The organism is Brachybacterium zhongshanense (assembly GCF_055385755.1).
Map to the genome: position 1 here is coordinate 3,225,432 of NZ_AP043790.1, position 18,112 is coordinate 3,243,543.

Genomic DNA, 18,112 nt, shown 5'->3' on the forward strand with positions numbered 1-18,112 from the left:
CTCCAGGGATGAGGAAGGGGAGCTCAGCGGGTGGCGGTGGGACCGGAGGAGCGCCCGATGTCGATGCTCGTCTCGATCCCGGCCTCGAAGTTCGTCGGCTCGGACAGGCGGGCCCGCAGGAACTCGGCATGCACGTCGAGGGAGCGGGTGACACCGGCGACGAGATCGTCCTCGACGCGGTCGAGCCGCGCGCCGAGCGCCTCGAGCTGCTGATCGATGCTCGCGAGGTTCGCGACCGCCTGGTCATGGCTGCGGCCCGTGCTCAGCTGGAGCATCGGCGCGGTGTCCTCGAGCGCACGGACAAGGTCGGGGATGTAGCGCTCCGCCATGCCCTCGACCAGCATCAGATCGTCGTCGGAGGCGCGGCGCGACTGCAGTGCGGCCGTCGAGGCGAGCGCATCGATCTGCTCCAGCAGCGCCTCGGCCCGGTGCACGACCGCAGGCAGGCCGGTGCCCCGACGGGTCCGACGGCGCAGCCTGGTCAGACGCCGACGCAGTCTGCGCGTCGAGCGCACCACCCCGGTCAGTGTCCGACGCGTGCCCTCGCGGACCTCGATGCCGGCGGATCCTGCGGCGTCGAGCCGCACGGGCGCTGCGCGCCGCTCCCTCAGCAGGAGCGCGCTGCCCCCGCCGACGACGACACCGATGCCGACCCCCGCGATGAGCGGCGGCAGCAGCCCTGCACCGCCCACGAGGCTCGCCACGCCCAGCAGCATGAACGTCCCGATCCCGAAGCTCCCGCCGAGGACGACGGGCACCCCGACGGTCAGCCAGCGGCCGCGACGGCGCCGTGTCGTGAGCCCCCGCGAGCCCGGTCCGAGCAGTCTCCCCTCGAGGGCCCGGGCCGGTCGGAATGGCGGGCCCTGTCGGGGCGACGGGGCCGGTCGGGGCGACGGGGCCGGTCGGGGCGACGGGGCCGGTCGGAGTGGCGAGGCCTGTCGGAGTGGTGGGGCTGACCGAGTCGGCAGGCGGCGCGAGGGCCCTGCCTGTCGATCATCGTGGACTGCCATGGTGCGCTCTCGCCTCCCCTCGTCGCATCCTCCAGGGTATCCCCCGTGCTTGCACCGTGGCTGGGCTGGGTCGAGCTGGGCTGGGCTGGGCTGGGTAGGGCTGGGCTGGGCTGGTGCTGCCGCCGATTCCTGCGTCCTGCCTGCTCGTGACTGTCCGTCGGCGGTAGGTATGGCAACAAGGGGTAGGTATGGCAACGAAAGGTAGGTGAGCGGCACTTGCCTCGCGTATTGCAGGGCAAGTGCCGCTCAGCTACCGACTGCTGCCAGATCTACCGATCATGGACAGCGGCTCCGGGGTCGGCGGAACCAGTGGGGGTCGGGCCAGGGCAGTCGGGGCAGCCAGGGAGGGTCGGGCCAGGGCAGTCGGGGTGGCCGGCGCGAGCTCGGGCCAGGGCCATGGGCGGGGCCAGGGGCCTGGGCAGAGGCCCAGGTCAGGGGCGGTAGGTGTCGGAGTGTGACGAGCGGCGCGTGTTGGGACGGCGAGACGGTGGGATACTCTTTATCGCTTAAAACTTTGCTCCGTCGAAAGCTCTCGTGATGACTATGAGTGAAACCCCGTCATGACCACGAGTGAAGCCCCCGTGATGTCCACCAGTGAAGCCCCCGTGATGACCAGCAGTGAAGCCCTCGCATGATGACCACCAGTGAAGCCCTCCCGGCCGAGGCCGCATCCTCCCTGGAGGAGCGCCCGGCCCGCGCTCCCGTCTGGAGATCGTTCCTGCGGCCGCTGCCGTTCGCGGCGGCGATCGTCGTGGCGGTCAGCCTGCTGTCGGCGGTGTTCGCCCCGCAGCTGGCGGCGCTGTCCGGGAACGACCCCTTCACGTACCACGCGGATGCGCTGGGCCCGGACACCTCGCCGCTGGGGGTCCTCGGCGGGGTGAGCTCCGAGCACTGGTTCGGCGTCGAGCCCGGGACGGGACGCGACCTGTTCTCGCAGGTCGTCTACGGAGCTCGGGTGTCGCTGCTCGTGGGCATCGCGTCCACCGTGCTGGCGACCGTGATCGGTGTGGTGCTGGGGATCGTCGCGGGAGCCGTCGGCGGGATCGTCGAGAAGATCGTCGACTTCGCCACCGACGTCACCCTCGGCTTCCCGTTCCTCATCTTCGCGATCGCCCTCAGCGCCCTGTTCCCCCTGGAGGCACCGCGAGCGCTGCTGCTGACGCTGGTGATCGGCATGTTCGGCTGGCCCGGCATCGCCCGCGTGGTCGCCGCCGAGACGCGCGTGATCGTCAGCCAGCCCTATGTCGTCGCCTCGCGGGTGATGGGGGCGCGGTTCTGGCATCTGTTCCGCCACCAGGTGCTGCCCAACGTCGCCTCGACGGTGATCGTCTACTCGTGCATCTCCCTCCCCGGCCGCATCGCCGCCGAGGCGACGCTGTCCTTCCTGGGCGTCGGCATGCTTCCTCCGACACCGTCGTGGGGGCGCTCGATCGGTGACGCGATCAGCTGGCTGCTCGTGGATCCGGCATTCCTCCTGTTCCCGGCGGCGGCTCTGTTCCTGGTGACCTTCTCCTTCAACATCCTCGGCGACACCCTGCGCGACGCCCTCGACCCCCGAGGAGGCCGCGCATGAGCCCCGCCCTCGACCCGCGAGGAGGCCGCGCATGAGCCCCGCTCTGGTCCGCGTGGTGCGCAGCCTCGCCGTGCTGCTCGCCGTCGTCGCCCTGACCTTCGCGATCTTCTACGTCGCCCCCATCGATCCTGCGCTGCAGATGTGCGGGAAGCCCTGCTCGCCCGACGACCTCGAGGCCGCCCGCGGCTTCATGGGGTTCGACCGGCCCTGGTACGTGCAGTTCGCGGCCTTCATCGGGGCGATCTTCACCGGGCGCAGCTTCGGCTCCGAGAACGTCGTGGTGGAGTGCGCGGCCCCGTGCCTGGGCTACTCCTTCCAGATGCATCAGCCGGTCACCGCGCTGATCGGCCAGCGCTTCCCGATCACCTTCTCGATCGCGATCGGAGCGGTCGCCCTCCAGGCCCTGTTCGGCATCGCGGCGGGGGCGCTGGCCGCCCGACGGCAGGGCGGGATCCTGGACCGCATCGTCACGGGAGTCTCCGTGATCGCCGCGTCGGCGCCCGCGTTCGTCGTCGGCCTCCTGGCAGTCGTCGTGTTCGCCCTGCGCCTGGATCTGCTGCCCAGCGGAGGCTACGAGGCCTTCGCCGACGGCCCCTGGCAGTGGGCGCGGCACCTGATCCTGCCGTGGGCGACGCTCGCCTTCCTCAACGGCGCCGTCTATGCGCGGCTCGTGCGCTCCTCGATGATCGAGCAGCTGGGCCTGGACTACGTGCGCACCGCGCGCGCCGCCGGGCTGTCGGAGCGGCGCGTCGACGGGTACGCCCTGCGCAACCTTGCCCTGCCGCTGACGACCCTGATCGCCCTGGACATCGGCGCACTGCTCGGCGGCACCGTCATCACCGAGCGGATCTTCGGCCTGCCGGGTCTGGGGGCGCTGCTGCTCGACGCCACCACGACCGCGGATCTGCCGGTCATCGTCGGCACCACGCTCGTCGGCTCGCTCCTGATCGTCCTCGCGAACCTGACGGCCGATCTGCTGCGGCCCGTCCTGGACAAGCGCCTCGCCCGGAGCCGCGCATGACCCGATGTCGCCACCCCTGAGCTCCCCGCCCTGCCTGCCCAGTCCAGTCCAGTCCTGCCAATCCAGCCCAGTCCTGCCAATCCAGTCCAGCCAGTCGAGCCAGCCCGGCCCACAGCCCGTGGCCCTCAGCACCCCGGAGGAGCCGGACACCCCGGCCTCCCCGTTCCCATCCGCTCCGCACACCCCCAGGAGAAGCCATGACCCCCGCATCCCGGCCCCAGCAGTCCCCGTCGGCCCCGTCACCCCTGCTGGGTCGTCTGCCCCGTCGTGGGGTGCTCGCCGCGGCCCCGCTGCTCCTGGGCACCACCGCCCTCGCGGCCTGCACGGACGGCGGGACCTCGGGCGGGTCGTCCGACGGCGGCGGCGCGACCGGCGGCACGCTGACCATCTACTCCACCGGTGAGGAGATGAGCTTCGACCCGGCCACCAGCCAGAACCTGGCGATCACGACGCTCGGTCTGACCGCGCGCCGCCTGACCGCCTGGAAGACGTCGGCCGATGCTCCCACGGAGCTGATCCCCGATCTCGCGACCGACACCGGCACCGCGTCCGACGACGGGAGGACCTGGACCTTCACCCTCCAGGAGGGACTGCTGTTCGAGGACGGCACCCCCATCACCGCCGCCACGATCAAGTACGGCCTCGAGCGCTCCTTCGCCCCTGAGCTCACCGGGGGCCTGACCTACCACAAGGTGCTGCTCGAGGGCGGCGAGGACTACGAGGGCCCGTTCTCCGGGGAGCACCTGGACTCGATCGAGGCGTCCGACGACACCACCCTCGTCCTCCACCTGAACCGTCCCTACGGCGACTTCGGCTGGATCGCCTCGACCCCGGCCTTCGCGCCGGTGCCCGAGGACTCCGGGGAGCCCGAGACGTATGCGACCGCGCCGGTGGCCTCCGGCCCGTACCGCCTCGAGTCCTACTCCCCGGGCAGCCAGGCGATCCTGCAGCGCAACGAGAACTGGGACGCGTCCACCGATCAGGCGCGCGTCGGCGGCCCCGACACCATCGAGTTCGCCCTCGCCCAGGACGCGAGCGTCGTCGCCCAGTCGATCATCGCCGACCGCTCCGATGCCCAGAGCTCGTTCCTGTCCACGTTCGTGCCGACCGCTCAGCTGGTCCAGGCGCAGAACGACCCCGATGTCGGCGACCGCCTGGTCACCTCGGGTCCCGGCGCCCTCGAGTACCTCGCTCTGAACACGGAGTCGGAGGCGCTCCAGGACGTGACGGTCCGCCAGGCCATCCAGTACGCCGTGGACAAGGAGGCCTACCGCACCGCCAAGGGCGGCGAGATCTCCGGCGACTACGCGACCACGCTGATCACCCCCGGCATCGAGGGGCGCCAGGAGTACTCGCTGTACTCCGACGAGCCGACCGGCGACCCCGATCTCGCCGCCTCGATGCTCGAGGACGCGGGCGTCAGCGACCTGACCCTGCGCCTGGTCATCAACGACACCCAGACGTCGGCCGCCGAGGCGATCCAGCAGGGCCTGGCCCGCGCCGGGATCACGGTGACCATCCAGCCGCTCGACGACAACGCCTACACCTCCGAGGTCACCGCGGGCGACGGCAGCGCCTACGACCTGGTGCTCAGCTCCTGGCAGCCCGACGTCCCCTCCCCGAACGCGAACCTCACCCCGCTGTTCGACTCGAGCCAGATCGGCGGCGGCAACTACAACCTCGCGCGCTACGCGAACCCCGATGTCGACGCCGCGATCCTCGAGGCCTCCTCGACGATCGACGCCGACGAGGCGCATGCGCTGTGGGCGGCCGTCGACCAGCAGATCCTCGAGGACTCCCCGGTGGTCCCGCTGATCTTCTCGAAGAACTCCTTCATCCACGGCTCCGGTGTGAAGGACTTCGTCATCGGCGAGTTCCCGGCCTACCCCAACTACCTCACGGTGACGCTGGGCTGATGACCGACTCCGACGAGCTCCTGGCCCTCTCGGGCCTGCAGGTCAGCATCCAGGGCCGCACGATCGTGCAGGACCTGGACCTCTCCGTGCGCGCCGGTCGCATCACGGCCCTGGTCGGCGAGTCCGGATCGGGCAAGAGCATCACCGCTCTGGCCACGATCGGGCTCGCGCCGCGCACCGCTCGCGTGCATGGCAGCGCACGCCTGGACGGCGAGGAGCTCGTCGGACGATCACCGCAGCAGATGCGTCGGATCCGCGCCGGCCGCATCGGCATGATCTTCCAGGAGCCGGGGCAGTCGCTGTCCCCGGTGATGCGGGTGTCGGCGGTCTTCCGCGACGTGCTCGCGGTGCGCGAGGGCATCCGCTCCCGGGCCCGCGCAGAGCGGCGCACCGCCGAGCTCCTGGCCTCGGTGGGGCTGCCCGATCCCGAGCGCACCGCCCGCTCCTACCCGCACGAGCTCTCCGGCGGCGAGCTGCAGAGGGTCGTGATCGCTCTCGCGCTGAGCGGCGACCCCTCGCTGCTGATCGCCGACGAGCCCACCACCGCGCTCGACGTCACCGTCCAGCGCGGGATCCTCGACCTCCTCGTGCGGATCGTCCGGGAGCGGGAGATCGGCGTCCTGCTGATCACGCACGACATGGGTGTGGTCGGCGAGATCGCCGACGAGGTCGTCGTCCTCAAGGACGGCGTCGCCGTCGAGCAGGGCGGCTTCCGCCGCATCCTCTCCGAGCCCGAGGCCCCGTACACGCGGGCTCTCCTCTCCGCGGTGCCGCGCCTCGCCGAGAGCCTCGAGCGCGCCGACGGGGCGGAGGCGGCCGACGGGGCGGCTCCGTCTGACGGGGCTGGCGGGGCTGGCGCGGCTGACGGCGCTGGCGCGGCCGACGAGGCTGGTGCGGCCGAGCAGCCGGTCCCCTCGGTGCGGGTCGAGGGCCTGTCGGTCGAGTACCGTCGCCGCGGAGGGTCCCACCTGGCCCTCGACGACGTGTCGATGCGCATCCGCGCCGGGGAGATCCACGGCCTGGTCGGCGAGTCGGGCTCGGGGAAGTCCACCTGGGGCAAGGCGCTCGCCGGTCTCGTGCCCGCACAGGCTCGGGTGCTCGAGCTCGACGGCGTGGACCCCCGCGTCCTCGGCGGCGCCGCCCGACGCGAGGCCTACTCCCGTGTCGGCATGGTCTTCCAGAACCCGGCATCGTCGCTGAATCCTCGCCGCACGGTCGGCTGGAGCATCGCCGAGCCGCTCCAGCTCGCCGGTGGCACCTCCCGCACCGACATGTCCGCACGGGTCCGGGAGGCGCTCGAGACGGTGCGCCTGCCCGCCTCCTACGCGGACCGCCTCCCGCACGAGCTGTCCGGCGGTCAGCGCCAGCGGGTGTCGATCGCCCGGGCTCTGATCCGTCGGCCGTCGCTGCTGATCGCCGACGAGCCCACGAGCGCCCTCGACGTCACGATCCAGGCGCACGTCATCGAGGTCCTCCGCGACGCCATCGAGGTCGCGCAGTTCGCCTGCGTGTTCATCAGCCACGACCTCGCGGTCGTGGGGTCGCTCGCCGACGAGGTGACGGTGCTGCGGCGCGGGCGGGCTGTCGAGCAGGGCGATGTCCGCCAGGTCCTCGGCGATCCGCAGCATGAGTACATCCGCGCCCTGCTCGCCAGCGTGCCGGATCCCGAGCGGCGCCTGCGTGAAGGAGAGGCCCCGGCCGCCTGATCCGGTTCTGCTGGCAGCCCCCGGTCATTCCTCCGACGGGCCCTCTGGTCAGTCCTCGATCTGCAGCAGGTCGGCGGCGCTGGTGGTGGCGGCCTCGATCTCCGCGTGCTCGGGGCGCTCCTTCTGCATCCGCTCGATGTAGGGCTGGGCCCGCTGGACCTGCGCCTCGAGATTCGTGACCGTGGTCAGGAAGTTCTGGTTGGCCTGGCTGCGGAACTGATCGATGCCGTCCATGGTGGCGAACAGGCTGTCGAAGGACTTCTGCAGCGTCTCCGCGGAGACGCCTGAGGTGGCGGCCTGCTCCTGGATCTTCAGCGAGTTGTCCGCGAGCATCTTGGAGGTGCGGTCGATCAGGGAGTCGGTGGTCCGGTTGACCGCGTCGATCTGGTCGAGGACGATCTTCTGGTTCTCGAGCGCCTGGGCGGTGATGACCGCGGTGCGCAGGGCGGTGACGGTGGTGGTGCGGGCTCGCTCGACGCCCTGCTGGAGCTTGGTGTTGTTGTCCTCGATGAGGCCCATCGACAGGTAGGCCTGGACGGTCACGGCGATCTGGGTGGCCACGTCCTGGCGTCGCTGGCGGACGGCGAAGAGGACGTCTCGCTCCATGGCGTCGGCCTCGGCGGCCCGACCCTCGGCGCGCTTCTGCTCGGCGCGTCGCACGGTGCGCTCGTCGAGGAGGCCGAGCAGGTAGGCGGCCTTCTGCAGGGCCTGGAGGTCCTCCCAGAGGCCTCGGCGCTCGACGGCGAGCTCGGCGTTGTCCTTCTGCAGCATCTCCTGGCCTCGGGAGAGGGCGCCGAGGACCTCATCGAGCTGGTCCTGGTTGGACTCGAAGCTGCGGAAGTAGCGCTTGGCGGCGTTGCGTCCGGGCAGGAAGGAGAGCGCGCGATCGGCGAAGGTCTCCTCCTTCGGGGCGAGATCCTCCATGGTGGTGCGCAGCTCCGAGAGCGACTTGGCGACGGACTCCTGGGCGTTGCCCTTGTCCTTGGCCTCGCGCAGCGACTGCTGCATGAAGCGGGATGAGGTCTGGCTGGTGCGCTCGAAGGTGCGGCGGGCGACGGCGCCGAGGGCGTCGACCTGCGCGGTGAACTCCTGCGAGTGAGGGTTCAGGGCGGAGATCTGCTCGACCCAGGCGTCGGCCCTCTTCTCGAGGTCCTGCTGCTGCTCGTCGGGCAGCTCGGGCAGGAGGGATACCGCCTGGTCGTCGCTGATCTCCTCGACGGGCTCGGCGGGGGTGATCTCCTCGGCGGGGGTGGGGGGCTGCAGCTTGTCCATCGGGGCCTCCTGGGCGGTTGCGGGTCCGTGGTCCGTGTTCGTGGTCCGTGTCAGTGGGTCGTGCCGGGTCAGACGTCGATGATGGGGTTGAGGTGCTGGTCGGCGAAGCGGGTGCGCAGGAACTCGGCGTGCACCTCGAGGTCCCGGGAGACGCCGCGGAGGATGTCGGACTCGATCTGCTCGACGCCCTCGGACAGCACTCCGAGCTGACGGTCGATGCTCTCGAGGTTCGCGAGCGCCTCCTCGCGGGCGCTACCGGCGAAGGTCTGCAGGAAGCCGACGACGTCGGCCGCGGCATCGAGCAGCTCGGGGGTGTACCGGGTCGCGATGCCGTCGAGCATCGTGAGCTCGCCCGACGAGGGCCGCAGGGCCTGCAGCTGCTCGGTGCCGACCAGGGCATCGATCCGGGTCAGGAGCTGGTCGACGTCATCCAGCGCGAGGGTCACGGGGGCGACGCCGGCGGCCTTCGGGCGCAGGGCGGCGACGCGCTCGCGGGAGGAGGCGTCGGCCGCGAGGATCCGTTCGAGCATGGCGCGGGTCGAGTCCTGGACGGAGGTGGGGAGCACGGGGGTCGCTCCCGCCGCCTGGACCCGGCGTCCGGATCCGTCGCCGCGTCCGCCCCTGTTCAGGGCGAGGCCGCTTCCGCCGAAGGCCACGACGCCGACGCCGACCCCTGCGCCGAGCACGAGCAGCGGGCTCGCGAACGCGGTGGCGAGGCCGACGGCGATCGTCCCTGCTCCGAGGACCGTGCCGATCAGCAGGGGCACGCCGAAGCGCACGAGCGGTCCGCGCCGTCGGCGACCCACGGCCGACGAGGCGGGCGGGCGCACGGTCCCCTCGAGCGGCTTCTCGACCGGGCCCCACAGGTCGCGGCGCTCCGGCGTCGCCTTCCAGGGGAGGTCGACATCGCCCGGTGCGGGCGCGGGAGCAGGTGACGGTGCGGGTGCGGGCTCGGGCGCGGGCAGGTCGGGGAGCGGCTGCTCCCCGACGGACGGATCCCCGCTCGACGGCGTCCGCGCCGACGGGTCTCGTGCTTCGCTCACAGGCTCCTCGTCATCCTCCGAGGCGGAGACGAGGACCGGTCGCCCAGCTCACCGGGTCGACGGCCTCGTCACAGGCATGGGAAGAGGCTATCGCGGGGTGCTGGAGGATGGTCGAGCATCGGCATCGCGATCCTGTCTGCGGTCGTCCGTGCTGCGGTCGGCCATGCGCACATCGACTCCGCCTGGCTGCGGCCGCTGCGCGAGACCCGCCGCAGGTGCGCCCGCGCCTTCAGCAGCGTCCTCTGCCTCCTCGAGCACGACGAGCCCCTTCGGGATCACGACCGTGCGCGCCGCGCTCTGACCCCGAGCGGGGCGGGGCACGCCCCGAGCGCACGCCCTCAGCGCACGCCCAGACCGCAGTCGGCGAGGAACTCGCGGGTCGCGATCGCATTGGGCAGCGGGAGCGCCGGGTCGCAGGGGTACAGGTCCTGCTCGCAGATCACGTAGAGGTCCTTGTCGAGGGCGGCGAGCCTCGCGACCAGCTCCCGCATGTCCGGCAGCCCCGCCGGCGGTCGCACCGAGGCGCCCTTGGCGACGGCCGCCCCGAAGGGCCAGTCCTTCTCATGGGCCTCCCGGGTGATGTCCGGGTCGAAGGCCTTGATGTGGACGTAGCCGATGCGCTCGGGATACTCGTCGATCATCGCGACCGGGTCGCCGCCGCCGAGCGCTCCCTCACGGCCGACGGCCCCGTCGGCGTCGACCTGCGGGAGCGTCCATGAGCGGCGGGCCGAACGGCTGGCGGAGGGGATCCCGGACCGTATCCTGGCGTCGAGCGCACCGAGTGAGTCCGGCGCACCCGGTGCACCCGGCGCGGGCGGTGCACCCGGCGCGAGAGCCGCAGGCGGCGTGCGGGGTCGGACGAGGGGCCGGGGTAGGTCGAGGGGATGGAGGGGACGGGCGCGATGGTCGCATCATCTGAGCTCAGCACGGCGCGGCAGGTCGACATCACGATCGACCGGGACCTCGCGATCCCGCTGTACCTCCAGCTCTCCGCGGGCATCGAGAGGGCGATGCGCGAGGGCGAGCTGCCTCCCGGCAGCCGGCTCGAGAACGAGCTGGAGCTGTCCAAGCGGCTCGGCCTGTCCCGCCCCACCGTCCGCCAGGGCATCCAGGAGCTCGTCGACAAGGGCATGCTCGTGCGCAAGCGCGGCGTCGGCACCCAGGTGGTGCAGGCGCCCGTGAATCGGCAGGTCGCGCTGACCTCCCTCTACGACGACCTGCGCACGGCCGGGAAGGCGCCCCGAACCGAGATCGTCGAGTACCGCATCGGCCGCCCCGACGCCGAGGCTGTCGACCGCCTGCAGCTCGCCGAGGGCGAGCTCGTCCTCGAGCTGCTGCGGGTGCGCTTCGCCGACGACGAGCCGCTCGCCGTCATGCGCAACACCCTGCCCGAGCGGATCGCCCCCACCCGCGAGGAGCTCACTGCGACCGGCCTCTACGAGGCGCTGCGCCAGCGCGGTGTCACCTCCGTCCTCGCCCACGAGCGGATCGGGGCGACCGTCGCCGACGCCGAGCACGCCGATCTGCTGGACGAGGAGCCCGGCGCCGCGCTCCTCACCATGGAGCGCAAGTCCTTCGCCAACGACGGCAGCGTCGTCGAGTTCGGCTTCCACGTCTACCGGGCCTCGCGCTACTCCTTCGAGGTCACCCTCGTCGACTCCTGAGCCGAAGACCGCAGAGGGGCGACCGGTGTCAGCTGCGGATGCGCAGGCCCGTGACACCGCCGTCGATCGCGAGCAGCACGCCGGTCGTGGAGCGGTTGCGCGGCGAGGCGAGGTAGCAGTGCGCCTCGGCGACCTCCTCCGGCTCGACCAGACGGCCGTGCGGCTGGCGCGCCTCGAGGGCCCTGCGCTCGGAAGCGGGGTCGTCGGCACGCTCGAGGAGCCGCTGGATCCAGGGAGTGTTCGCCGTGCCGGGGAGGACGGCGTTGACACGGATCCCCTCGCGGGCCCAGTCCGCGGCCATGGCCAGGGTCATCGCCTCCACCGCGCCCTTGCTGGCCGAGTAGAGCACGCGCTCGGGCAGACCCACCTCGGCGGCGATCGAGGAGGTGTTCACGATGACCGCGTTCGAGGACTCCCGCAGGAGGGGGAGCGCGGCGCGCGAGACCCGTGCGACCGAGGTGACGTTGACGTCGAGGACCCGAGCCCACTCGGCATCATCGTTCGCGGCGACATCGCCCTGGGCGCCGATGCCGGCATTGTTGATGACCACGTCCAGGCCCCCGAGGGCCTCGGCGGCCGCAGCGACTGCGGTGTCCACGCTCTGCGCGTCCGACACGTCGCAGGCCAGGGCGACCGATACCTCGGGCGCACCGGAGGGCTTCAGATCGAGCACGGCGACGGCGGCGCCCCGCGCCATCAGCTCCTGGGCGGTGGCGGCACCGATGCCCGATGCACCTCCGGTCACCAGGGCGCGGATGCCGTCGAACTCGAGCTGCTGGGCGGGTGATGCGGGCACAGGGTCTCCTCCATGAGATCGGATGGATGCATCCTAGGCGACAGCACGGAGTGGGCGTGGGGCAGACGCCAGGTGCACGGAATGTGCGTTCGACGGGCGAGAACCGGTCCGGCGCAGGAGTTCACCGGCCCGGGTCGCCGCGAGATGATCGGATGTCTGGCTGCTGCGGGCGCGACGTTGCGGTCAGTGGGGTTGGGATGAGCGAACGGTTTCCTGACCGGCACGCTGGGTGATGCTGAAGGAGGCCTCACCCGGTCGGCACGTTCCACCTCGTGAAGCTCGGCAACGACGTGGTCACCGGCGTCCGGCAGCGCCTGGCCCGCACCCAGCACGGTCGTCGGGGCCGGGCGGGCGATCCGGCCTGGGACGAACGGATGCGGATGGGCTGCTGCTGCCAGATCGCGAACATGGCCGAGGCGACGAAGGTCTGCGACACGATCGTGGCCTGGTGGGACGCGATCGAGGTCCTCACCGTCACCGGTGTGACCACCGCGAGAGTCGAGGCGAACAGCACCGGCATCAAGAGCATCAGACGCACCGGCCGCGGCTTCCGCAACCCCGAGAACTGCCGGACCCATATCCTGCTGACCAGCGCCGCGAAGACCGCAGCGTGAACACCCGCCCCAGCAGGATCAATCACCACGAACCACGAAGAGCCCCGTTGCCCGTTGCTATGCGTGTTGATAGCATGCCTGCTATCAGAGGAGGTGGTCGCCGATGTCATCCATCATCGTCCGCGGCCTCGACGATGCCGTGAAACAGCAACTCGCCGCGCAGGCGAAGGAGCACGGTCGGTCTATGGAAGCCGAGGTTCGCGCCATCCTTACGAAGGCTGCACGCAGGCCGCACATCGGAATCGCTCTGCTGGCTGCTGCGCAGGATGTCGGTGGAGTCGAAGACCTGCCGATCCCTGTGCGCGATGACGTCGCGCGGGCGGTGGACTTCGGGTGATCGTTCTCGACACGAACGTGATCTCGGAGATCTTTCGACCAGTACCTGAGCCACGCGTGGTGGACTGGGTCGCTTCCCTGGAGGGTGACGTCGCGATCACGTCCGTCACGCTCGCGGAACTGCTGGCGGGTGTGCGACGGTTGCCGGATGGCCGGCGCAGGGATGAGCTGACCAGGCGCATCGACGCGGCGCTCGCACCGTACCGGGGCGGTCGCGCCGTGCTGCCTTTCGATGACGTGGCGGCCGACCGCTACGCCGACGTGCTCGTGGCTCGAGAGAGCGCTGGAGCGCCGATCAGTACGGCCGACGCGCAGATCGCCGCGATCTGCCTGACACACGGAGCAACCTGCGCTACGCGCAATGTGAAGGACTTCCAGCACACCGGCGTAGAACTGGTGGACCCGTGGAAGGTCGACGCGTGAAGCATCATTCGATCGAGATTCTCGCCCACCACGAACACACTGCGGCAGATCTGGGTGAGCTTCGACAGCTCTTCGACAGCGAGCATCTCAAGGAGTTCGGAGAGTGGGATCCGCAACAGCCCTACGGCTGCGCGGGTCAACCCTTCCTGTCGGTCTTCTTCCAGAAGGCTTCCCTCATCAGCAGTCCAACGGCTGTGGCGAGCACTACGAGAACGATGCCCTCGCCAGGAGTGATCCCGAGTTCCATGTCAACTTCCTCTACTTGGTCCAGCAGGCGGTCGAAGAGCTGCCTTTGACGCGAATCCTCAGGTACCGAGGTGTGGTGACTTCAGCGATCTCCGTCTGGACCCAGCTCTGCCCTCACGTGCACATCGACGACGTGCTCACGGATCGCCCCTTCTGGGTGGCGCGATCGAGAAGCCCTCGGCCAGGGGTCTTGTCGGAGCAGAGATCTCTTCGAGACGAAACGGAGTCAACTCGTCCCGCCCTGAGCTTGACCTCGATCTCTCATCGGGTTGGTGAGGGAGCCGGATCGTGGGGTCGCGGAGGGTGGTCACTGCGGGCCTGGACGGGTCGGGTCGAACGAGCGGTCGAGGGCGTCCCCGGCTATCGCGAGCAGGTCCCGGGCGCGGCCGGCCCAGCGGCGGCGGTCTGCAGCAGGGAACGGCTCCTCGACGTGGGCATGGAACGGTCGACGCGTGTATCACTCCACGTCGGAAGAGCCTTACGCTCTTCCGTCGACCGGTTGGGACCCCATCCCAGGAAGTCCTGCGAGTGGGGGTGAGACGGTCATCGGCCGTTCGCGGTTCCTGGGATGATGGCGGGCATCGGGCGCATGCGCCGCACCAGAGCCGGTGCGCCGTCCAGCGCGCCGCTTTCGACTGCGAATGGAGAGATCATGGAGTTCCGTCGACTGGGCCCCGTCGGCGCGGAGAAGCCCGCGGTGGTCCACGAGGGCGTCACCTACCGCCTGGACTCGCTGACCGGTGACATCGACGGCGAGTTCCTCGCCGCCGGAGGCGTCGAGCGGGTCGCCGAGAAGCTCGACGCCGGTGAGCTGCCCGTCTGGGAGGACTCCGATGCGGAGCGCGTGGGCGCGCCCATCGCGCGCCCTGCCGCCGTCATCTGCATCGGCCAGAACTATGCGGCGCACGCCGCGGAGTCCGGCGACGAGCCGCCGTCCACGCCGATCGTCTTCTTCAAGCACCCCAACACCGTCGTCGGCCCGCACGACACGGTCGAGATCCCGCCGGGCGCCGAGAAGGTCGACTGGGAGGTCGAGCTGGGTGTGGTGATCGGGAGGCAGGCGTCGTACCTGGCCGACGAGCAGGCAGCGCTCGAGGTCATCGCCGGGTACGTGACCAGCCACGACATCTCCGAGCGCGACTTCCAGATCGCCCGGAGCGGCGGCCAGTGGTCCAAGGGCAAGTGCGCCAAGGGGTTCAACCCCGTCGGACCGGCGCTGGTGCCCGCCGCCGAGGTCGACCCGCAGGCCCTGCGCCTGTGGTCGAGCGTGAACGGGGAGGCCCGCCAGGACTCGACCACGGCCGACATGGTGTTCACCGTCGCGCAGCTGGTGCATCACCTCTCGCAGTACATGGTGCTCGAGCCCGGTGACCTCATCAACACCGGCACGCCCCAGGGGGTCGCCCTCTCCGGCCGCTTCCCGTACCTGCAGGTCGGGGACGTCGTGGAGATCGGCATCGACGGCCTCGGCGCGCAGCGTCAGGAGTTCGTCGCGCACTCCTGACGGGTCCTGCCCGGGCCCTGGTGCCGGACCCGCAAGGATCAGCGCCGGATGTCCTCCGGGGTCGGCTCCGGGATCTCGTCGTCGAACGGGATCATCGGACGGTCGATGCGGGTGTGGCCGAGGCGGATCAGATCCTGGTCCACTCCGCCCGGGGTGAGTGCGAGCAGCCAGTCCGCGGCGGCCTCGTACTGGTCCGGTTCGAGATAGCCCATCTTCACGGTGACCACGTCGAAGCCGGTCATCGAGAGGCCCAGGCGCTCGAACATGCCGCGCGTCGCCCACTGGGAGCGTCGCCCCGTGACCACGACGGTGAGCCCCGTCGGCCGGTCGTCCGCGAGCACGCGCAGCGCGGCGGCGCGGCCCGTCGGCCCCGACTCGTCGAGGGCGGAGACCTCGACCGTGAGCGGCACCGGGCCCGGATCGCGGGCGTCGATCCGCCCGCCGACCTCGACGGCGAGGCGCCCGCCCGTGCCGGCCTCCCAGGCCGCATCGGCCGTGACGGGGTCCACCAGGGAGACCATCAGCGCGCTGACCTCGCCGGAGCGGATCTCCTCCCGCGCGGCCAGGCGCGCGAGGGCGAAGGTCGTGTCGTCGGCCCCTCCGGCGCCGGGATTGTCGCCCGAGTCGGAGATCCAGAACGGGCGCGCCGACGAGGAGATCGCGGTGCTCAGGCAGTCGTCGAAGCTTCCCGTCGGCGCCACGAACACGAAGTCGTGGCGCACCTCCCAGAGGCTGCGGGCGAGGTCGAGGGCGGTCTCGTCGACCGCGGCGGCGTCGTCCCCGAACGCGACGATCGCTGCCTTGCAGCGGGGCTGATCGGCCCAGGCGAAGCCGATCCAGCAGGACACGTCGGTGACGCCCTCGCGCTCCGTCAGCTCGGGGATCCGCGCATAGAGGGACCTGGCCGGCTCGATCCGCGTGGAGGTCTTCTCCCCGGGCAGCAGGATCGGCACGTGCACGAGAGCCTTGTGGGGGAGCGGCCCGCCCTCGCGCACCCGCCGGGCGACCTCGACCAGGTTCCGCAGACCGCGCTCGCGCGTCTCCCAGGCGTCGATGTGCGGGGCGTGCCGGTAGCAGGTCATCAGATCGCAGGCGTCGAAGAGCGTGTGCGAGACGTTCCCGTGCAGGTCCATCGCGGTGCCGACGACGACCTCCGAGCCGATCGCGGAGCGGATCGCGGTGATCAGGTCGCCCTCGGCGTCATCGAGGCCCTCGACGCTCATCGCCCCGTGGATGTCGAAGAAGAAGCCGTCCAGCGGCGCCTCGGCGTGCGCGGCGGCGAGACCGTCGACGATCTCCTTCTTCCACGCCTCATAGGTGCCGGGGAGCAGCTGGCCGCCGGGCAGCGCCCGGGCGTGCAGGATGCCGACGTACTCGACCTGCTCGGCCTCGGGTATGTCGAAGGGGTAGCGGTCCAGGATCTCCTCAGTGCCCCGGCGCACCTCGAAGTCCTTCTCCGAGGAGCGGTAGGGAGTGAAGGTCGAGGACTCGATGGCGATGCCGGCTATCGCGATGCGGGTGCGGGACATGGGCTTCTCCTGAGGTCTGCTGCGGAACGTGGAGGGAGGTCAGGGTGCTCGGGGAGCGCGGGGGAGGGGAGGGAGGGCGTCGGGGCAGCCGGTGCGCTCAGCGCTGTGGGCCGGTGCCCGGCAGCCGCACCGGAACCCTCTCCTGGGCGAGTCGGGTGAGTCCGATGAGCGCGGCGTCGCTCCCGGCGACGGTGGTGTCGATCGTGAGCCCCTGGGTGTTCATGGCCAGGCTCGAGTCGTAGATGGCGCTGCGGACCGCGGCGACGTAGGCATCCACCCCGGAGAGGGCGCCGCCGATCACCACGGCGCTCGGGTTCAGGAAGTTCACCAGCGGGGACAGGGCCGTTCCGAGCTGCTTGCCGGATCGGCGGATCGCCGCGTTCGCGGCGGGGTGGAAGGTGACTGCGAGGTCGACGACGTCGTTGACCGAGTCGACCTCGAGCCCGCTCTCGATGAGCTCCCGACGGATGGCGGCGCCGCTGGCCACGGTCTCGAGGCAGCCGATGCGACCGCAGCTGCACGGTCGGCCCTCCGCCCCCGGGACCGGCACATGGGTGATGTCCCCGGCGACTCCGGCCCCGCCCTGGACGATCTCGCCGCGGCTGAGGAGCCCTGCGCCGATGCCCGAGCCGGCTTTGACGTAGATGAGGTCGCGGAGGGACTCGCCGCGGACGAGATGCTCGCCGAGGGTGGCGGCTCGCGCATCGTTCTCGAGCCGCACCGGGACGCCGAGGGCCTCCTCGAGATCGACGGCGATCGACGCGCCGTGCCATCCCGGCATGCGCGCCGGGGCGATCAGCTCTCCGGTGATGGCGGAGACCGGTCCGGGGAGCGCGACGGCGGCGGCGAGGACCTCGGATCCGGGATGCCGGTCGCGCAGCTCCCGCCATCCTACGAGCAGCGTCGAGACCGTCGGCCCCGGCCCTTCGGAGATGTCCAGGGGCTTCTCGACGACCTCGGCGAGACGGCCGTCGGCGCCGGCGAGGCCGAGCCGCGCGTGATTGCCGCCGAGCTCGGCGACGAGCCAGACGGCGTCGTCGGCGGCGGCGCGGAGACGCGCGGGACGCCGTCCACCCGTGGACTCCCCCTGGTCGTCCTCGATGATGGCGCCGCTGTCGAGCAGTCTGCGCACGAGAGCGGATGCGCTCGAGGCGGAGATCCCCAGCTGGACGCGCAGCTCTGCGCGGGAGGAGGCGGCGCCCGAGGCGATCAGCGCCAGGGCCTGCGCCTCAGTCTCCGTGGAGCGGCTCTGACGGGATGCCGTGGCAGGCGAGTCGCCGGGTGCTCCTGCCCGGTCGGTGGAGGCGGTCGTTGTCGGTTCCTCGGGTCCCACGGGAGCTCCTCGAGTTCGTCGAATAGTGGTGACACTTTATGCAGACATGTTCAAAGATGGCGGATCGGATGGGTAACGCTTCGGTCACGAGGGGGGAGACTGGCAGAAGTTTGGCGATTCTGAGCG

General features: G+C 71.0%; 16 protein-coding genes and 1 pseudogene. 10 read left to right on the forward strand and 7 right to left on the reverse strand.

What is annotated here, in order from left to right:
* Window positions 1–23 precede the first annotated feature (23 nt).
* Window positions 24–758, reverse strand: a complete 735-nt coding sequence (locus tag ACZ5AJ_RS14405) for a hypothetical protein (protein ID WP_464135727.1) — start codon at window positions 756–758, stop codon at window positions 24–26.
* Window positions 759–1,641: 883 nt separating this feature from the next.
* Between ACZ5AJ_RS14405 and ACZ5AJ_RS14410 the strand changes: the two genes are divergently transcribed.
* From ACZ5AJ_RS14410 to ACZ5AJ_RS14425, 4 genes are all read left to right on the forward strand, one after another.
* Window positions 1,642–2,583 (forward strand): ABC transporter permease, encoded by a 942-nt coding sequence (locus ACZ5AJ_RS14410; RefSeq protein WP_464135728.1) that lies wholly within the window; start codon window positions 1,642–1,644, stop codon window positions 2,581–2,583.
* A 31-nt stretch (window positions 2,584–2,614) separates the two neighbouring features.
* On the forward strand, window positions 2,615–3,604 hold the full coding sequence (locus ACZ5AJ_RS14415; RefSeq protein ID WP_464135729.1) for an ABC transporter permease: 990 nt from the start codon (window positions 2,615–2,617) through the stop codon (window positions 3,602–3,604).
* A gap of 197 nt (window positions 3,605–3,801) precedes the next feature.
* On the forward strand, window positions 3,802–5,520 hold the full coding sequence (locus ACZ5AJ_RS14420) for an ABC transporter substrate-binding protein (RefSeq protein WP_464135730.1): 1,719 nt from the start codon (window positions 3,802–3,804) through the stop codon (window positions 5,518–5,520).
* Window positions 5,520–7,226, forward strand: a complete 1,707-nt coding sequence (locus tag ACZ5AJ_RS14425; protein ID WP_464135731.1) for an ATP-binding cassette domain-containing protein — start codon at window positions 5,520–5,522, stop codon at window positions 7,224–7,226. The genes ACZ5AJ_RS14420 and ACZ5AJ_RS14425 overlap by 1 nt, the downstream gene beginning before the upstream one ends.
* A gap of 48 nt (window positions 7,227–7,274) precedes the next feature.
* Here ACZ5AJ_RS14425 and ACZ5AJ_RS14430 read toward each other — a convergent pair whose 3' ends face one another.
* Window positions 7,275–8,498: a toxic anion resistance protein gene (locus tag ACZ5AJ_RS14430; protein WP_464135732.1), complete on the reverse strand. Its 1,224-nt coding sequence runs from the start codon at window positions 8,496–8,498 to the stop codon at window positions 7,275–7,277.
* A 68-nt stretch (window positions 8,499–8,566) separates the two neighbouring features.
* Window positions 8,567–9,541 carry a hypothetical protein gene (locus ACZ5AJ_RS14435; RefSeq protein WP_464135733.1) on the reverse strand — a complete coding sequence of 325 codons (975 nt, stop codon included), beginning with the start codon at window positions 9,539–9,541 and terminating at the stop codon, window positions 8,567–8,569.
* A 135-nt stretch (window positions 9,542–9,676) separates the two neighbouring features.
* On the opposite strand from ACZ5AJ_RS14435, the pseudogene ACZ5AJ_RS14440 reads away from it, so the two are divergent.
* A pseudogene (locus tag ACZ5AJ_RS14440) lies at window positions 9,677–9,802 on the forward strand (glycoside hydrolase family 38 N-terminal domain-containing protein); the annotation flags it as partial.
* Window positions 9,803–9,879: 77 nt separating this feature from the next.
* On the opposite strand, the gene ACZ5AJ_RS14445 reads toward ACZ5AJ_RS14440, so the two are convergent.
* Window positions 9,880–10,182, reverse strand: a complete 303-nt coding sequence (locus ACZ5AJ_RS14445; RefSeq protein ID WP_464135734.1) for a hypothetical protein — start codon at window positions 10,180–10,182, stop codon at window positions 9,880–9,882.
* 261 nt (window positions 10,183–10,443) lie between these two features.
* Between ACZ5AJ_RS14445 and ACZ5AJ_RS14450 the strand changes: the two genes are divergently transcribed.
* Window positions 10,444–11,205: a GntR family transcriptional regulator gene (locus ACZ5AJ_RS14450; protein WP_464135735.1), complete on the forward strand. Its 762-nt coding sequence runs from the start codon at window positions 10,444–10,446 to the stop codon at window positions 11,203–11,205.
* Window positions 11,206–11,233: 28 nt separating this feature from the next.
* On the opposite strand, the gene ACZ5AJ_RS14455 is transcribed toward ACZ5AJ_RS14450, so the two are convergent.
* On the reverse strand, window positions 11,234–12,001 hold the full coding sequence (locus ACZ5AJ_RS14455) for an SDR family NAD(P)-dependent oxidoreductase (protein WP_464135736.1): 768 nt from the start codon (window positions 11,999–12,001) through the stop codon (window positions 11,234–11,236).
* Between the two features lie 272 nt (window positions 12,002–12,273).
* Here ACZ5AJ_RS14455 and ACZ5AJ_RS14460 point away from each other — a divergent pair, with 272 nt between their 5' ends.
* From ACZ5AJ_RS14460 to ACZ5AJ_RS14475, 4 genes are all read left to right on the forward strand, one after another.
* Window positions 12,274–12,615, forward strand: coding sequence for a transposase (locus tag ACZ5AJ_RS14460; RefSeq protein ID WP_464135737.1), 342 nt, complete (start codon window positions 12,274–12,276; stop codon window positions 12,613–12,615).
* A 103-nt stretch (window positions 12,616–12,718) separates the two neighbouring features.
* The gene (locus ACZ5AJ_RS14465) at window positions 12,719–12,952 is read left to right on the forward strand and encodes a FitA-like ribbon-helix-helix domain-containing protein (RefSeq protein ID WP_464135738.1); all 234 of its coding nucleotides are present in this window, start codon (window positions 12,719–12,721) and stop codon (window positions 12,950–12,952) included.
* Window positions 12,949–13,374: a PIN domain-containing protein gene (locus ACZ5AJ_RS14470; RefSeq protein WP_464135739.1), complete on the forward strand. Its 426-nt coding sequence runs from the start codon at window positions 12,949–12,951 to the stop codon at window positions 13,372–13,374. Before ACZ5AJ_RS14465 ends, ACZ5AJ_RS14470 begins: the two co-directional genes overlap by 4 nt.
* A gap of 898 nt (window positions 13,375–14,272) precedes the next feature.
* Window positions 14,273–15,124 (forward strand): fumarylacetoacetate hydrolase family protein, encoded by an 852-nt coding sequence (locus ACZ5AJ_RS14475; RefSeq protein WP_464135740.1) that lies wholly within the window; start codon window positions 14,273–14,275, stop codon window positions 15,122–15,124.
* A 38-nt stretch (window positions 15,125–15,162) separates the two neighbouring features.
* Here the strand turns inward: ACZ5AJ_RS14475 and ACZ5AJ_RS14480 are convergent, their stop codons facing one another.
* Both ACZ5AJ_RS14480 and ACZ5AJ_RS14485 read right to left on the reverse strand, forming a co-directional pair.
* Window positions 15,163–16,653, reverse strand: a complete 1,491-nt coding sequence (locus ACZ5AJ_RS14480; RefSeq protein ID WP_464135741.1) for a M81 family metallopeptidase — start codon at window positions 16,651–16,653, stop codon at window positions 15,163–15,165.
* Window positions 16,654–16,750: 97 nt separating this feature from the next.
* Window positions 16,751–17,986, reverse strand: coding sequence for an ROK family transcriptional regulator (locus ACZ5AJ_RS14485; RefSeq protein WP_464135742.1), 1,236 nt, complete (start codon window positions 17,984–17,986; stop codon window positions 16,751–16,753).
* Window positions 17,987–18,112: the final 126 nt, after the last annotated feature.

What these genes read in the sequence shown, in the direction of transcription:
- ACZ5AJ_RS14410 (WP_464135728.1), top strand. Translation starts at nt 1,642, where the DNA reads ATGATGACCACCAGTGAAGCCCTCCCGGCCGAGGCCGCATCCTCCCTG.
- ACZ5AJ_RS14415 (WP_464135729.1), top strand. Translation starts at nt 2,615, where the DNA reads ATGAGCCCCGCTCTGGTCCGCGTGGTGCGCAGCCTCGCCGTGCTGCTC.
- ACZ5AJ_RS14420 (WP_464135730.1), top strand. Translation starts at nt 3,802, where the DNA reads ATGACCCCCGCATCCCGGCCCCAGCAGTCCCCGTCGGCCCCGTCACCC.
- ACZ5AJ_RS14425 (WP_464135731.1), top strand. Translation starts at nt 5,520, where the DNA reads ATGACCGACTCCGACGAGCTCCTGGCCCTCTCGGGCCTGCAGGTCAGC.
- ACZ5AJ_RS14430 (WP_464135732.1), bottom strand. Translation starts at nt 8,498, where the DNA reads ATGGACAAGCTGCAGCCCCCCACCCCCGCCGAGGAGATCACCCCCGCC.
- ACZ5AJ_RS14445 (WP_464135734.1), bottom strand. Translation starts at nt 10,182, where the DNA reads ATGATCGACGAGTATCCCGAGCGCATCGGCTACGTCCACATCAAGGCC.
- ACZ5AJ_RS14450 (WP_464135735.1), top strand. Translation starts at nt 10,444, where the DNA reads ATGGTCGCATCATCTGAGCTCAGCACGGCGCGGCAGGTCGACATCACG.
- ACZ5AJ_RS14465 (WP_464135738.1), top strand. Translation starts at nt 12,719, where the DNA reads ATGTCATCCATCATCGTCCGCGGCCTCGACGATGCCGTGAAACAGCAA.
- ACZ5AJ_RS14475 (WP_464135740.1), top strand. Translation starts at nt 14,273, where the DNA reads ATGGAGTTCCGTCGACTGGGCCCCGTCGGCGCGGAGAAGCCCGCGGTG.
- ACZ5AJ_RS14480 (WP_464135741.1), bottom strand. Translation starts at nt 16,653, where the DNA reads ATGTCCCGCACCCGCATCGCGATAGCCGGCATCGCCATCGAGTCCTCG.